The sequence below is a fragment of the Dyadobacter sp. CY312 genome (genome assembly GCF_021390535.1).
Classification (GTDB): domain Bacteria; phylum Bacteroidota; class Bacteroidia; order Cytophagales; family Spirosomataceae; genus Dyadobacter.
The window spans coordinates 491,467-507,137 of sequence record NZ_JAJUXG010000003.1 but is presented as its reverse complement, the minus strand read 5'-3'; the positions used below and the strand labels follow the sequence as shown (position 1 = coordinate 507,137).

The window sequence follows — 15,671 nt, the reverse complement described above, 5'->3', positions numbered from 1 at the left end:
AAACCGGAAGAAAATTATTATTCTGATTTCTTACTGTCCCGATTCGCATTTTTTATTTGACCTTCAATGGCATCCCATTGTTCGTCAGTAACTTCTTTAAGGAAATTAAACTGTCCGGCAGCCAATACTTCCCCCCCGTCAAGGGTGATTACCTCTCCGGTCATGTAGGCAGAATAATCCGAGATCAGGTAGGCTGCCAGGTTAGTAAGTTCCTGGTGTTCACCCACTCTTTCTAATGGTATCCGGCTTTCGAAGGAGAATTTTTTCGCCAGTTCTTCCGGGAAAAGTCGTTCCCATGCACCTTTGGTTGGAAAGGGACCGGGAGCTATGGCATTGAGCCTGATACCATGGTCCGCCCATTCAAATGCAAGCGATTTGGTCATGGCCAGTACACCAGCTTTTGCCATGGCCGACGGAACAACCCAGCCGGAGCCGGTCCATGCATAGGTAGTGGAGATATTCAACACAGTACCTTTGATTTTATTCTCAATCCAGTATTTGCCCAATGCCAGGGTAAAGTAGTAAGTACCACGTAAAACGATGTCGACCACCACATCAACAGCTTTGTAAGACAAACGTTCGGTAGGACTGATAAAATTACCGGCGGAATTATTCACCAATCCATCAACCCGGCCAAATTTAGCAATGCTCTGAGCGATCACATTCTCAATCTGCTCGGGTTTACGAACATCACAGGCAACTGCGAGAATATTCCCGCCTGTTAGTTCTGTTAATTCTTTTGCAGTATTGTCAATAACTTCCTGCCGACGACTGCATATCACCACGTTGGCACCCAATTTCAAGAAGTAGGTCGCCATGGATTTTCCTAATCCTGTTCCTCCGCCGGTGACGATGATGGTTTTATGATCCAGTGCTCCGTCTCTTAGCATTCCTTCAAGGTGTTGCATTTTATTCCTGGTTTAGATGGATTGTTGATTTAAAATGAATTCAATCTCGGAATTCAGGATTTCTTTTCTCTTGTTTGGCTGTAAATACCTCTGTTAGATCCTCTGAAAGTAGCATAGCTGCATTCCAGGTTGCAATGTAGTTGAGGCCTTCAGATACAGAATGGTCCCGGCTGTAATTCAGAATGTGCTTTGTTCCTCTTACCGAAACCGGCGATTTGGAAGCGATATCAGCCGCAATTGCATGAACTGCTTCATTCAGCTCATTCCGGCCCTGAAAATATCGATTGACAAGCCCGATTTTTTCTGCTTCTGCCGGAAGTACATTTCTGCCCGTAAAAGCGAGTTCGCGAACCAGCCCCTCCGGAATGAGCCGGGGCAATCTTTGCAGTGTTCCCAAATCTGCTACAATACCCATGTCAATTTCTTTAATACAAAAGAATGCATCTTCGCTGGCATAACGCATATCGCAGGCGCTTATCACATCCAGTCCGGCACCAATGCAACCTCCCGAAACGGCGGTAATAACAGGCTTGCTGCAATTTTCAATCGCCGAAATTGAAGCTTGTAAATTTAAAATTTGCTTCCTCAGGTTCTCGCTTTTGCGAGCACCACAGGCCTGGTTGGTTTGGCTGATATTTTGAAGAATCGAAAGGTCAATTCCTGAACAGAAGTGTTTGCCTTCTGCCATCAGAATAATAACCCTGACGGTGTCATCCATGTCCAACGCCACAAAGGCGTGGTGCATATCTTCGAAAACCTCGTCATTTAAAGCATTCGCTTTTTCGGGTCGGTTAAACTTCACTACCGCAATATGGTCGCTAATGCTAATTTTCAGTGTTTTGTAAGAATGCATGATTTTAGATGAAGAGATTGATATTTATATTGGTATGCTTGCATACCAATACAAATATAAAATTTTGAGGATATGATCCGTCACCTGTTAGGATAAAATCAACAAAATACAGGAATTTATTCTTGGTGGATATTATTGTTGTGCAAGAAGGTATAGAACCGCCATCCTCACTGCCACTCCGTTTTCTACCTGATTAAGGATAATAGAATGTTTGGAATCCGCGGCATCAGAAGTAAGTTCGACGCCTCTGTTGATCGGGCCTGGGTGCATCAAAACGATTTCCTTGTTCAGATCGTCGAGCATGGCTTTGTTGATTCCAAAGTACAGCGAGTATTCGCGAAGAGAGGGGAAGTATTTAATCTGCTGTCTTTCAAGTTGAATCCGCAACACGTTGGCTACGTCGCACCACTGCAAAGCTTCTTTTACATTGTGGCCAATCTTTACCCCTAATTCTCCAAGGTGTTTGGGAATGAGCGTGGAAGGACCGCAAACCATTACTTCGGCTCCCAGTTTCTGAAGGCAGAAGATGTTTGACAAGGCCACGCGTGAATGTGTAATATCACCAATGATGGCAATTTTCTTTCCTGTCAGATCTCCCAGTTTTTCCTGCATCGAAAACGCGTCGAGTAATGCCTGGGTAGGGTGCTCATGGGTACCGTCTCCTGCGTTTACGACGTTTGCGGGAATGCGGGAAGACAGGTAATGTGGTGCACCGGGGCTGCTGTGGCGCATCACGATCATGTCCACTTTCATCGCCAGAATATTGTTGACTGTATCGAGCAGCGTTTCTCCCTTTTTCACGGAGCTTCCCGAAGCGGAAAAGTTGACTACATCAGCAGACAAGCGTTTTTCGGCAAGTTCAAATGATAGTCTGGTACGGGTGGAATTTTCGAAAAATACGTTGGCAATGGTAATATCCCGAAGAGATGGGACTTTCTTGATGGGGCGATTTATGACTTCTTTAAATTGAGTAGCAGTCTCTAAAATTGTGTGAATATCATTTTCGTTCAGGTTTTTAATTCCAAGTAAGTGCCGAACTGAAAGTTTTGTCATCGCTTAGTTTCAAGAAGTTTGGCAAAGATAGTAAGGATGGGGGAATGAGAAAATTGAAATTGTATTTTCTTGGTGAATTATAATTTTTCAATGCAGCTGTGTCAATCGTAAGCAATTGATAGTTATTTGGTTTGGCTTGAATAAAAAAACTGCAAAATTTCATTTAACCGGACCCAATGCTTATTACAATTATTGAGGAGAAAGGCGTTTCCAAATTTTTACTCTTTTGTGAAAACAACAGGCCTGAGTAAACTTAAGGAGGATTGCATTTGTATCTTTAACGCGATTGCCGGGAAGGGGTACCTGAGTGAAATAGCATATTTCCCCGGAAGAACGAATTTAAAGTATTGGTAAAAAATGAATAAGCAGTCTCTCGTTACGTACGTAAAAGGTCTTTTGGAAGAAAAAATGCAGGTGGCCTGGGAAGCGATGGAAGCGGCTCAGGCGTCGGCTAATGATCAGGGGAAGAGTTCGATGGGTGACAAATATGAAACATCCAGATCTATGGGGCAGCTTGACCGGAACATGCACGCAAAGCAATATGAACAATTCAGGATAGAGCGTACTGTAATAGAGAGAATAGGAAACAGCGGTGTTCCAGAGCGTGGAGCTGTGGGTTCTCTGATCCGGACAACGGCCGGGTGGTTTTTTATTTCGGTAAGTCTGGGATTGTTGAAATTTGAAGATGAAACCATCATCGCGGTTTCATCTTCATCTCCCGTGGGGCTGTCGCTTCTGGGTAAAAACGAAAAAGATAAATTTCGTTTTCAGAATAAGGAACACACCATTTTACAATTAATATGAGCGGTGATTAAGCCATGTTGTGATAAACGCGCTGCACATCGTCATCATCCTCAATCTTCTCGATCAGTTTCTCAACCTCCGCTGCTTCATCTTCGGTCAGTTTTTTTGTATCGCTTGGAATTCTTTCGAAATCCGCTTCAATGATCTCGAAACCGTTTTCTTCAAGATAATGCTGTAACGTTCCGAATGCTGTGAACTCGCCATATATGTTGATCAGATTGGTTTCGTCGTCAAGGAAAACTTCTTCGCCACCAAAATCGATCAGTTCGAATTCCAGCTCTTCTACATCTTTTGAACCGTCATTTTTTACTTTGAAAATACATTTGCGGTCGAAAATGAAGTCCAGCATTCCGCTTGTTCCGAGGCTACCTCCCAGTTTGTTGAAATAGCTTCTTACGTTGGCTACGGTACGGGTAGGGTTATCGGTGGTACTTTCCACCAGGATGGCTACACCATGCGGTCCGTATCCTTCATATACCATTTCTTTATAATCTTCCTGATCTTTGGAAGTGGCTCTCTTTATTGCTCTTTCAACTGTATCTTTTGGCATGTTTGCAGCCCGTGCGTTCTGAAGAAGAACACGAAGTCGTGCATTGGTATTAGGGTCGGCTGTTCCGCTTTTTACAGCGAGTACGATATCTTTACCAATCCTTGTAAATGTCTTTGCCATTTTGTCCCAACGCTTGAACATCCGCGCTTTTCTGTATTCATAGGCTCTTCCCATTTTTACTGTCCGATTAAAATGTTGTTTTTCTGATACTTAAATGCATAGTATAGCTTCGATTTGGCTTCCCCGGGAGAAATATCATTTGTCAAATTGTGACGCTATATCTAATTATGTTGCAAATTTATAAAAGACAGTTAAAATCAGACATAAATCATAATCTTTAAGGACTAAATTGTTGAAAATGGAATTGAAACTCACCTGGTCGGTCAGGGAATTTGACGAACTCACCAATGAAGAATTATATCAGCTGCTGCGCTTGCGAAGTGAGGTTTTTGTGGTAGAGCAGCAATGCAATTTTATGGATATGGATAATAAGGATCAAAAATGCAGGCATTTGCTGGGTTGGAAGGATGGTGATTTACTCGCCTATTCCCGCATCGTTCCACCGGGTGTATCTTACGAATTTCCTTCCATTGGGCGTATTGTTGTCTCCGGAAAGGGGCGCGGCTTAGGGTTGGGTGTCGAATTATTGAATGTTTCCATAGCACAGGTTGACAAGTTTTTCGGAAAATCAGTCATACGCATAGGTGCTCAGCTTTATCTCAAAAGGTTTTATGGGCTGTTTGGCTTTGTGCAGTCAGGTGAGGTGTATCTTGAAGATGACATAGAGCACATAGAAATGACCCGAGAAATACAGTCAAAATCTCTTGAAAATGGATATGTAACAAATTGAGGAAGCTTTTCCCTTTTTTGGCGAAATAGTAAACAGCAAAAATCGGGGTTTTGTTAGAAAATTGAATCTTGTCAGGATTTTACTATCAAATTGTAGTACTTAAACTACAATTATTTGACAAATTTTCCTCTTTGCTTGCGAATTCAGAATATGTTTAATACTTTGGCACAGAATTTTAGTTATTAGTATTCAGTCAAGCAAATTGTTGGCTTGGACCTGACGCCCTGTCAGACTACCTACCAACTTTTTTGACGAACACTGATAGAGGAGGGTTTACGTGGAATGGCTTACTGTAATGCGGTAAGCCATTTTTTTGTGCTTTGCTAATTGGTTTGTTGGCTAAATGCTGTTCATTTGTATACATTTTTTTGAAAAGCATTAATCCACAGCATGACCAAAGTTACCGAGTTTATTAGCCAGGCACAGGGCAAAACTTTATTTTCTATTGAAATAATTCCTCCCGTTAAAGGTCAGAATATCAATGAATTATTTGATTCAATAGCACCTTTAATGGAATTTAAGCCACCTTTTGTTGATGTAACCTATCATCGCGAAGAGCTGATTGACAGGGTAGGGAATGACGGTGTGATCGAACGTATTCCTGTTCGTAAAAGACCTGGAACCGTCGGTATCTGTGCAAGGCTGATGGAGCGCTTTCATGTTGACGCAGTCCCGCATGTGATATGCGGAGGCTTCACAAAAGAAGAAACCGAAGATGTACTTTTCGACCTCCATTACCTTGGTATTGATAATGTATTGGTCTTGCGCGGAGATCCTGAAAAATCTGCCGGTGTGTTTCATGCAAAAAAAGGCGGACATACCTATGCCTCTGAACTTGTGACTCAGGTAGACAATATGAATAAAGGGATTTTGCTTAACGCCGAGACTGAAACCACACCCACTGACTTTTGCATAGGCGTAGCAGGATATCCCGAAAAGCATTTTGACGCAGTGAGCCTCGATTCCGATTTTGACTATTTGCGTAAAAAAGTGGAACTGGGTGCAGATTATATCGTTACCCAGATGTTTTTTGATAATCAGAAATATTTCCGCTTTGTAGACAGATGCCGGGCAGAAGGAATTACGGTTCCTATTATACCGGGGCTGAAACCCCTGGCTACTAAAAAGCAACTGACAGTGCTCGCTAACATCTTCCACCTGGAATTTCCTGAGGACCTTACCAATGCTGCTATGCAATGCGCCACTGATAAAGAAGTTCGGCAGGTTGGTGTCGAATGGGGCGTGCAGCAGTGTAAGGAACTGCTTGCTTACGGCGTTCCTGTATTGCATTTTTATACGATGGGTAAGTCCGACAACGTGGCACAAATAGCCCGCCAGGTTTTTTAATCCGGGCAATGCTGGTTCGACATGAATAGGAGTCAGTTTACTGTCTTCTCTACACTAAGAACTAAAACGTAAAAGTCTATTCAATCACCACAGCGGTTCCGTTTGAGCTTACCATGAGCATGGAGCCGTTGTTGCCTATCGTTTCGAAATCAAGGTCTACACCAATAACCGCATTGGCTCCGAGTCTTTGTGCCTGATCCATCATTTCGCGAAGAGCAATACTTTTTGCCTCACGTAATCCTTGTTCGTAGGAACCCGATCTTCCGCCGACGATGTCAGTTATTTTGGCAAGAACATCTTTCATTACATTGGCTCCTATGATGGCTTCGCCATTCACAAGGCCTATGTACTTCACGATTTTTTTTCCTTCAATGTTAGGTGTTGTAGTAACGAGCATAGTAATGAGGCGTGTAGATTGGTTGTATGAGGTTTATTTGCAGCGCAAGTTAAAATATTTTATAGCACACGTAAAATATTTCGTGCTTAATGGCATTCAGGCTAAATCGCTGGTATTTTATGCTTATGAATGATTGGTAGGGGCGGATGCCTAATTTGTGCCAGCTACAGGTCAATCATTATATTGATTAGCTTTGCAGGACTTACAGTGCATATTTTAATAGTTTTTTATAAAATATCTTAATGGGAAACTCAGCAGAAATTATCAATAATACCATTCGCAGCCGCCGTAGTATATTTCCTCCAAGTTATATTGAAAAGGAGATTCCGGTCGAAATTATTAATACAATTCTTGAAAACGCGAATTATGCACCCACACATAAGCTGACCGAACCATGGCGGTTTATCGTATTCAAGGGTGATAGTCGTCAAAAACTGGCGGGATTTTTCTCGGAACGATATAAGGCCGTAACACCTCCCGAATCTTTCTCTCAGGCGCGCTACGATGCTGCCAGTGATAAAGTCTTAAAGTCTGACTGTGTGATTGCGGTCAACATGGAAGTACATCCTGACAAAGTTCCTGAATGGGAAGAAACGGCTTCCGTGGCCTGCGCTGTGCAAAATATGTGGCTAACCGCCACTGCTTACGGAATCGGATCGTATTGGAGCAGTCCTGCCATCCTTGACATACTTGGTCAGTTCCTCGAACTGCCCGCCAATCAGAAATGTCTTGGACTGTTTTTCATGGGTTACCACGACGCACCCGAAGCGCCTGCGCGCCGTACGCCAATTGAAAATAAAGTGATTTGGGCCTGACATGAAAAAAACAAGGTTAACCCTGAAAGCCTCATCTCTTTATAAAAAGTATGGTTCGTCAAGTGTTTTATCAGATATAAATCTTGATTTGTCCAACGGCGAATGGCTGGGGATTTTAGGTGAAAGCGGATCCGGTAAAAGCACGTTGCTTCGTATACTTGGTCGTTTTCTTGATTCTGACTCGGGAGAGGTATACTTCAAAGGAGAAGCTCTGCCGCCTGTTAGCGGGGAACTCATTCCGGGGCACGAATCCATTAAGCTCATACACCAGGAGTTTGAGCTATTCCCCAATCAGACGGTTGAAGAGAATATTGCTTATTCTCTCCGGTTTTACGATCCTGAATACAAGAAGGAACGCGTTGCTGAATTGCTGGAAATAACTGCCCTGAATGCGGTAAGTCAGCAAAAAGCAAAGACACTATCTGGTGGAGAAAAGCAGCGTACTGCCATTGCCAAATCGCTTGCCGAGCAACCGGACGTGTTGTTACTTGATGAGCCTTTTGCCCATCTTGATAATCACAACCGGAGGGTGTTGGCTGATGCTATTGAAAGCCTGCGACAGGAACAGAAGATGAGCTGCATTTTTGTAACGCATGAAGCGTCAGATGCGCTTGCCTGGTCGGACAGGATTGCTGTGCTCAGGAATGGTGAAATTATCCAAATCGGCACGCCACAGGAAGTATACAATCAGCCGGTTGACAGTTATGTGGCCGAGCTGACGGGAGATATCAATTGGCTGGGAGATGGCAAATCGGGAAAGAAAAACTTTATACGCCCCGAAAAAATTAAAAGGACTAAAAACCCTGAGAAAAGTAAATGGACGGGACAAGTGGAATCCATCCGTTTTCATGGTAATCACTGGGAAGTACGTTGTACCAACAAACAAGGCTCATTATCTTTTTACAGAAATAAAAAGGATCTTGAAATTGGAGAGACGGTATTTCTCACTTATTCATCACGTGATGTGATGATTATTCATTAAAGGTTAAACCAGAACGAGATTTTAACAGCAAAAGGAGTTACGTTCGGATTTTTGAGGTAGGTGAGCCGGTGAACGAAATCGACCCGGCCCGCCTTAAAAATATTGTCAATGCCATAGCCGAGTTCTACATAGGGCGTATTTCCGCTTAATTTATTAAATGTAGGAATACTGTTTCCTTCGTTATCAACGGAGGGAGTAAGATTAAGATTTGCATCGCTCACGCTCCCATAAAATAGCTTTCCGGTAGCCAGCATACGCCATTTCAATTTTCTAATGGCTGGAAGCCTGTTGAAAAGTAGCCCTTCAAAATTGTGCTCCATTCTTAGTACAACATATTTGTCGCTGATGAATTCGAAATATTTCATCATGTTGAATGCATTGTCAACATAAAAGAGCGATTCGTTTCCAAGTGGCGTATACAGCAGCGGATAGGGTAGTGTGGACGGAATGTACCCAACCGTAAGATTGTAATGTGTACGACCTAAAATACCGACCCGGAAACTATGTTTTACATTGAAAGAAAACTTTTGATAACTAAAATCCCCGCTTAGGAAGTTTTTAAGTCCAAGTGTGTAGCGAAATGTAAATGCTGGCGAGTCACCGTTGCCCATGCTTATCCGCTCATTATCATTTTGCAGGAAGGTTTCCTTTCTTGCGAGCCTCGTTTCAAAGTTAAGCTCAGTGGTTTCAAAAGCACTTTTCAATGGAGATTCAATACCGGCTTCCGGATTGGTTTTGTATGCAAAAGGAAATAACGGCTTAAAGTTTCTGTGTTTTAGTTGAATACTTCCCGTAAGTCCTTTCACAACTTCCCTTCTGAAATATGCCGCGACATCCTCCTGCCAATAAGCACGTCGGAAAGCACCAAATCTGGAAAACGCGCCAAAGAGCGTATTAGGTCCAATGGTTTCTGCTGAAACACCAAGTCTCTCCAGGTCTTTTGAATAGGAGATCCCGGCCATGGTCCACGGTTTGCGGGAGAGAATGTAATCCATTCCTGCTCCATATTTAAACTCCTTGTCGCGGGTGCCATACGCACCATAGCCACTAAAAATCCACTTTCTGCTAAATCCGGGATCGGTTCGGAAACCGAGGCGAAAACGGTGACCTTCCACTGCATTGTTGGCATATAGAAACAGATATGGTCCGATATCAATGTTCCATTTGTCCAGTTTTTTGTATCCGTTCACAAAAATATTCAGGATCTCGGTGTAGGTTTTTACAACGGGCAGTACTTTCAGAGAGTCAACGAGCTGAAAACTAAGTATTTCTGAGGGTGTGAGTGATTCAGGTCTGCTTTGTTTCCAGAAGGTGGAATCGTGTTGCATATAGTCTTCGCTAAGCTCTATGCCAGTGTCATAAAATTTGTTGCTTAGCGGAGCGCCAATTTTATAATTTGAGTTGGAAGAATAGAATTTCAAAAGCATTCCTGCGGTTTGCTTCGTGGGTTCGTCTACATCAATAAGCACACGCGTTTTTTGTGGTACCCATCGTTTTGCCGAGTCGGCCAATTCATAAGATTGCTGAACTTTAATTTTTTCAATGAAATTCAGATTGGCGCGCTTTCCAACGTTTGCATCAATTTGGGTGAGCGCGTAACCATCTCCATCTATCCAGAAAGAACCTGTGAACGCAAGATCCTGCTCTCTGCGAGGCTCAAACTCGATCTGATAATCGTATCCATTCCCATTCGGTATGCTGTCGGCGAGGTAGTATTCGTAGTTGATTTTCCAGCTGTCCGCTATGGGTGACACAAAGTCCTTTTCAAGAATATTGAGCCAGTTGTTATAAAAATTATACTGTTGAAACGATGAACCAACAACCTGCGAAACCAGACTTCCATCTGTAAGTCCAACGCCTGAGACTTTGGTTTTCTGAATGATCTCCTTCTTTTTCTTCGGGTTATTTCTAAAATAGACACTGGATACCGATTCTGATATAAAGATCGGGATGATCGTTTCGCCGTCTTCCCCCTTAATCTCATCGTACTTGTCCACAATATGCGTCATCTTTTTAATCGCCTTCCGCTTCCTGAATTTCTCGGAAAGATTATCAATATCGATCTGTATCTTATTGTAGCTTTGATATTCGTACGCGGATACGTTTTCAGGATTATTTTCCTTTTTGTTGGCAACAACTTTCCGCATGATGGCGTAAGCAGGGTTTTCTCCTGCAAATATTTTTACTTCGTGAAGCTGGAGTGCGCCTGGTGTAAGTTGTATATCAAGGGTTTGTTCTGGCACATTCGGCGCGATAGCTTTGCTTCTGTTTCCATAACCGACATAAGTTACAATCAGTGAGTCGGCCGGCGGGGTATATTTTAACTGGTAAAAGCCATCAAAATTTGTAGTAGCTCCTGATGAAGAGGACTTTACCGCAACATTAGCAAAGGGTATAGGATCGCCGGTGGAAGCATCTGTGATACGCCCCTTTATAGTATAATTTGTCTGGGAGTAAGCACCTGAGATTGTTCCTGTTAAGATTAATATCAGGAGAAGTATGTTTTTGTTCATTGATGTTTCATGGCGTGTAAAGGCAAAAGCAATTTTTCATTCCGGCATTTACCTTCTTTTTATCTCCTTGTTTGACGTAACATCAGCATTTGGTCTCAAAATATGTACGTCAAGTACTGCTTTTGGTCTGGCCAGATATTCCCGAACCAGTGTCCGAAGCGAATATCCGTCGGGCACGTCCTGAGCCGCAAATGATATGGCGCTTATTCCTTCGTGTCGGGCAATGTATAAAGCCCGTGCATTATGGAAATTCTGTGAGATCACCGTGAAATTATCCTGATTGAAAACCTGCTTACATCTTACAACCGAATCGAATGTACGAAATCCTGCATAATCCAGGGTCATCACATTTTCCGGCACGCCAAGGTTCAGTAATGCTTTTTTCATATCCAGCGGTTCGTTATAATATTGAGAATCATTGTTTCCGCTGAGAATGATGTATTTGATCTTGCCTTCCTTGAATAACCGGGCTGTTGCCTCCATTCTGTATTTGAAAAACAGATTCTCCTTTCCTCTCTCAGTATTGCGGCTGGTGCCCAACACGAGTGCTACGTCATTACTAGGGAGGCTTTCAATGGAGAAAAAGTTGTATTGGCGCGTATTATAAACCACCCAGAAATTACAGAGCAAGATGAAAACCAAGCTGACAAATGCTAAGAGGATGATAGCCTTGATCAAATTTTTCACTTCTGAATTGAGGATAGTCTTAAAACCTAACAACCCATCACTGCTTTCTGGTTCGTTTAAAACTTTTTATCGTCCATAACCGTACGCAGGTTTGGTAACTTTTTGTTGCCAAGAAACGAAAGTTAATTTCCGGCAACAAAAAGTGAGCAGTATTTTATTCAAAAAGACCGAGCTGACTTTTGGGGTCAAGCCCTTTTTTTGGTTCTTTTTTCTGTTTTACAACTTTTTCTTCAACAGGTTCTGGTGTGGGTGCGTCACCTTCATCTGTTTTTGCTAAATCATTTTCCTCTGTTACAATTTCTGTTTCAGACACTTCAGAAGAGATGGTCTCATCCTCGTTGTTTTCGGTAACAGTGAATTCCTCCCCTGATTCGCCGCTCTCTTCATTCGTTTCTTCTGTTTCAACGGGAGCAGGCTCCTCCTCTGGCTGTTCCGGAAGTGATTTCAGCCAGCGTATCTCCTTAAATTTATCGTAAGGAAGTTTATTGCCCATGGCTTTCCATCCGCGGATATCAACCAATTCCTCAATCACATATTCACTGCTCTTACGATCAGTATCGGCCGTTTTGGGAAGTGATATTTCCATCCTCGGATGTTTGTCGGTGCTTGCAAGAAGCAACTTACTGTTTTTGGCATCACTGATGAATAAGAATTTCTTATCCAGCGAGGTGGTTTCAATATTAAAGCGTTTGATAAAATGCTGTTTTTGTCCTCCATCAAAATAAATGGCCGTTACAGCAAGTTTCGGATCAAACTTTTTAACCAGTACTACCTCATTGGAAACATAATGATTGGTCAGGTCAAAGTTGGTAAGCTCGTAAGTTCCATCTTTGTATACCACCAGAATGTTGTCGGAGGCACCAAAGTTACCCAGGTATTCGCCTCGTTCATCACGGTTCAGTCGTCCGATAATTGGGTCGAACCACATATCCACACCACCAAGGGTTGAGCGGCCCGCCTGTTTGAGGGTTAATTTCCTAACCGGATATTTGGTCAGGATATTTCCCATCGCACTACGGTTTTTGATAAGCAGATCAGCGAAATTGAAGTCAAATTGTTTCACTTTCGCTTTGCTTTGGGCTTGTAGGTTTACTGTAATTATTTCTGCCTCACCATTATCGTTCGCAGTGAAGTAGGTAATCTTGGACTTGGGTGTGCCTTGGGTAAGGTCGTACTCACGGTCACGTGTTACAGCTGTGATCTGGCAGCGTTTGATATAAGAAACGCCCGTTTTTCCATCCACATAAACGAGATTGTACACCTTACGCTCGTCATTCTTGACAAATACCGCACAGTGAATAATGTCCTTGCCGACAAAAATCTTGTCCTGAGCCTTCACAACCACACATTTGCCGTCGGCCTTGAATACGATGATGTCGTCGATATCGGAGCAATCCATCACGTACTCATCCTTTTTTAAACCATAACCAACAAAACCTTCGGCACGGTTAACGTACAGTTTCTGGTTGTTGGCTGCTACGATATTTGCGGAAATCTGATTGAACGCCCGTATTTCGGTTCTGCGTTCTCTGCCTTTTCCGTATTTCTTTAAAAGGTCTTTAAAATAGTCAATGGCAAAGCGGGTAATGTGCGCAAGGTTGTCTTCCGTTTCTGCAAGTTCATCCTGCCATTTCCGCATGAGCTCATCTGCCTTATAACCATCATATTTAGAAATACGCTTGATGCGGATTTCAGTGAGCTCTACAATATCATCGTCAGTTATTTCTCTGTAAAACTGCGGTTTATAAGGATCAAGACCCTTGTCGATGGTTCTGATAACAGCCTCAAATGTTTCGCACTCCTCAATATCCCGGTAAATACGGTTTTCAATGAATATTTTTTCAAGAGATCCGTACAGGATTTTTTCCAGCAAGGCGAGCCTCTTTATTTCCAGCTCACGCTGAAGAAGATGAACCGTTTGCTGTGTATTGTATTTTAATATTTCTGTAACGCCAACAAAATGAGGTTTGTCGGCGATGATGATACAGGCATTGGGTGAAATGGAAACTTCACATTCGGTAAACGCGTAAAGTGCATCCATGGTAATGTCCGGAGAAACACCGGGCGCCAGATGCACCTGTATTTCCACATCAGCTGCGGTGTTATCCACTACCTTACGGATTTTTATCTTACCGCCGTCATTGGCTTTTACAATGGATTCGATCAGTGAAGTGGTGGTGGTTCCGAATGGGATATCCCGGATCACCAGCATTTTTTTATCTTCTTCTTCAATTTTAGCCCGCACGCGCACTTTGCCGCCGCGATGCCCGTCGCTGTAGTTGGAAACGTCTATTTGTCCACCTGTGAGAAAATCAGGAAAAATAACGACTTCTTTTCCCTGAAGAATGTTTACTGACGCTTCAATCAGCTCGCAAAAATTGTGCGGAAGTATTTTGGTAGATAACCCAACCGCAATACCTTCCACGCCGAGTGAAAGCAAAAGCGGGAATTTTACAGGTAGCGTTACCGGTTCTCTTTTACGTCCATCGTATGAAAGCTGCCATTCGGTGGTATTGTCGTTAAAAACAATTTCTCTGGAAAACTTGGAAAGCCTCACTTCAATGTAACGACCGGCCGCAGCACCGTCGCCTGTACGTATATCTCCCCAGTTTCCCTGCGTATCGAAAAGCAGTTCTTTCTGACCAATATTTACAATTGCGTCGTATATAGAAGCATCACCGTGCGGGTGATATTGCATGGATGATCCGACAACGTTGGCAACTTTGTTGAAACGTCCGTCGTCCATTTCATTTAAAGCATGCATGATCCGCCTTTGGACGGGTTTTAATCCGTCTTCAATGGCTGGAACAGCACGTTCCAGAATTACATAAGATGCATAATCGAGAAACCAACTTTCATATAAACCCGAAATGGGCAATTTTTCATGTAGTTCGCTATCTTCTGCTTCGGGTGCAGATCCGTTTTCGTCCATAAATGAAGGAAGAACCAGGGTTTAAATATTCTGTAAATTTTAATTAAATCAATTTCTTACCGGATTCGCTGGCGAATCAACAGATTTGGCAATCATGGAATCCGATGAACGATTTCCGGAAGATTATTTTTCAATATCGCTAATATAGCAATTTCAGCGCTCATTTTTCATTTTTAGAGCCTTCGTTGGTGGCATTAATGACGGTCAGCAGTTCACTGATCATCATGGCTGTGGCACCCCAGATTTTGTATCCGTGCACATCATAATGCGGTGCGTGAATCTGTTCTCCACGGATTTGAATATAACTTGCTCCAATAATGCCCGCGTCGGAAATTTCATTCAGTTTTATCTCGAAAATATCTTCCACTTCCCTTGGATCCGGATAAAAATCGGGGCGGTAGGGGATGGTCGCAATTACCGGCAATACGTAAAAGTTACTTGGTGGAATGAAGAGCTCCGTTAAAGTTCCTAAAATACGTACGTCGGTCAGCCTGAGACCTATTTCTTCCTGCGCTTCACGTAATGCGGTACGGATAAGACTTTCGTCTGTCAACTCGTATCTGCCTCCCGGAAAAGCCACCTGGCCGGAATGTACACCGTCGTAAGCCGGACGCAGAATCAGTGGGAAATATATCTCGCCCTGATGCGGATAAAACAAAATCAGAACAGCACTTTTTCGTGTTCTGTTATTCGGTTTGGCACTCAGTCTCAGTTTCGACGAAGCCTGCATAGCTACGTGAGCTGCTTCGCCGGGCAACGGATATTTCAGGTTATCAACCAGCTGATTGGTAAACAAAGAAAACGATCCTGCTGAGGCCATAGACTGTAATTTTTAAATAATTGGTATGATCTCTGGTCCCTGGAAATCCCTGTATTACAACCCGGTTTTAATAGTCCGATTGCAATCAAAGACTCTCTGCGCAAATATAATACAACTTTTATGATATTTAAAGTATCACAATTTAACAAATAAAATGATA

General features: G+C 42.9%; 14 protein-coding genes. 5 read left to right on the top strand and 9 right to left on the bottom strand.

Annotation, left to right across the window (positions count from 1 at the left end; all coding sequences use genetic code 11):
• Window positions 1–17: 17 nt before the first annotated feature.
• The 3 genes from LZG71_RS06335 to LZG71_RS06325 form a co-directional block, all read right to left on the bottom strand.
• A complete protein-coding gene (locus LZG71_RS06335; RefSeq protein ID WP_233818134.1) occupies window positions 18–908 on the bottom strand; it encodes an SDR family oxidoreductase in 891 nt (296 codons plus the stop codon).
• A gap of 40 nt (window positions 909–948) precedes the next feature.
• Complete coding sequence (locus LZG71_RS06330; RefSeq protein ID WP_233818132.1) at window positions 949–1,761, bottom strand: crotonase/enoyl-CoA hydratase family protein; 813 nt, start codon at window positions 1,759–1,761, stop codon at window positions 949–951.
• 132 nt (window positions 1,762–1,893) lie between these two features.
• Complete coding sequence (locus LZG71_RS06325) at window positions 1,894–2,814, bottom strand: aspartate carbamoyltransferase catalytic subunit (protein ID WP_233818130.1); 921 nt, start codon at window positions 2,812–2,814, stop codon at window positions 1,894–1,896.
• A 357-nt stretch (window positions 2,815–3,171) separates the two neighbouring features.
• On the opposite strand from LZG71_RS06325, the gene LZG71_RS06320 reads away from it, so the two are divergent.
• Window positions 3,172–3,618, top strand: coding sequence for a transcription elongation factor (locus LZG71_RS06320; RefSeq protein ID WP_233818128.1), 447 nt, complete (start codon window positions 3,172–3,174; stop codon window positions 3,616–3,618).
• A gap of 7 nt (window positions 3,619–3,625) precedes the next feature.
• Here the strand turns inward: LZG71_RS06320 and LZG71_RS06315 are convergent, their stop codons facing one another.
• Window positions 3,626–4,342 carry a YebC/PmpR family DNA-binding transcriptional regulator gene (locus LZG71_RS06315; RefSeq protein WP_233818127.1) on the bottom strand — a complete coding sequence of 239 codons (717 nt, stop codon included), beginning with the start codon at window positions 4,340–4,342 and terminating at the stop codon, window positions 3,626–3,628.
• Between the two features lie 184 nt (window positions 4,343–4,526).
• On the opposite strand from LZG71_RS06315, the gene LZG71_RS06310 reads away from it, so the two are divergent.
• Window positions 4,527–5,018 (top strand): GNAT family N-acetyltransferase, encoded by a 492-nt coding sequence (locus tag LZG71_RS06310; RefSeq protein ID WP_233818125.1) that lies wholly within the window; start codon window positions 4,527–4,529, stop codon window positions 5,016–5,018.
• Between the two features lie 390 nt (window positions 5,019–5,408).
• Window positions 5,409–6,365, top strand: coding sequence for a methylenetetrahydrofolate reductase [NAD(P)H] (metF, locus tag LZG71_RS06305; protein ID WP_233818124.1), 957 nt, complete (start codon window positions 5,409–5,411; stop codon window positions 6,363–6,365).
• 76 nt (window positions 6,366–6,441) lie between these two features.
• Here the strand turns inward: metF and LZG71_RS06300 are convergent, their stop codons facing one another.
• Entirely contained in the window at window positions 6,442–6,762 is a 321-nt protein-coding gene (locus LZG71_RS06300) for a heavy metal-binding domain-containing protein (protein WP_233818122.1), read from the bottom strand.
• A gap of 242 nt (window positions 6,763–7,004) precedes the next feature.
• On the opposite strand from LZG71_RS06300, the gene LZG71_RS06295 reads away from it, so the two are divergent.
• Window positions 7,005–7,577 carry a nitroreductase gene (locus tag LZG71_RS06295; RefSeq protein WP_233818121.1) on the top strand — a complete coding sequence of 191 codons (573 nt, stop codon included), beginning with the start codon at window positions 7,005–7,007 and terminating at the stop codon, window positions 7,575–7,577.
• A gap of 1 nt (window position 7,578) precedes the next feature.
• A complete protein-coding gene (locus tag LZG71_RS06290; protein ID WP_233818119.1) occupies window positions 7,579–8,559 on the top strand; it encodes an ABC transporter ATP-binding protein in 981 nt (326 codons plus the stop codon).
• Here LZG71_RS06290 and LZG71_RS06285 read toward each other — a convergent pair.
• The 4 genes from LZG71_RS06285 to LZG71_RS06270 form a co-directional block, all read right to left on the bottom strand.
• Window positions 8,556–11,072, bottom strand: a complete 2,517-nt coding sequence (locus tag LZG71_RS06285; protein ID WP_233818116.1) for a DUF5686 and carboxypeptidase-like regulatory domain-containing protein — start codon at window positions 11,070–11,072, stop codon at window positions 8,556–8,558. The two genes, LZG71_RS06290 and LZG71_RS06285, sit on opposite strands and share 4 nt — an antisense overlap.
• A gap of 48 nt (window positions 11,073–11,120) precedes the next feature.
• Complete coding sequence (locus LZG71_RS06280; RefSeq protein ID WP_310587728.1) at window positions 11,121–11,759, bottom strand: ElyC/SanA/YdcF family protein; 639 nt, start codon at window positions 11,757–11,759, stop codon at window positions 11,121–11,123.
• A gap of 154 nt (window positions 11,760–11,913) precedes the next feature.
• The gene (locus tag LZG71_RS06275; protein ID WP_233818114.1) at window positions 11,914–14,691 is read right to left on the bottom strand and encodes a DNA gyrase/topoisomerase IV subunit A; all 2,778 of its coding nucleotides are present in this window, start codon (window positions 14,689–14,691) and stop codon (window positions 11,914–11,916) included.
• 160 nt (window positions 14,692–14,851) lie between these two features.
• The gene (locus tag LZG71_RS06270; RefSeq protein WP_233818113.1) at window positions 14,852–15,511 is read right to left on the bottom strand and encodes a CoA pyrophosphatase; all 660 of its coding nucleotides are present in this window, start codon (window positions 15,509–15,511) and stop codon (window positions 14,852–14,854) included.
• Between the last annotated feature and the right edge of the window lie 160 nt (window positions 15,512–15,671).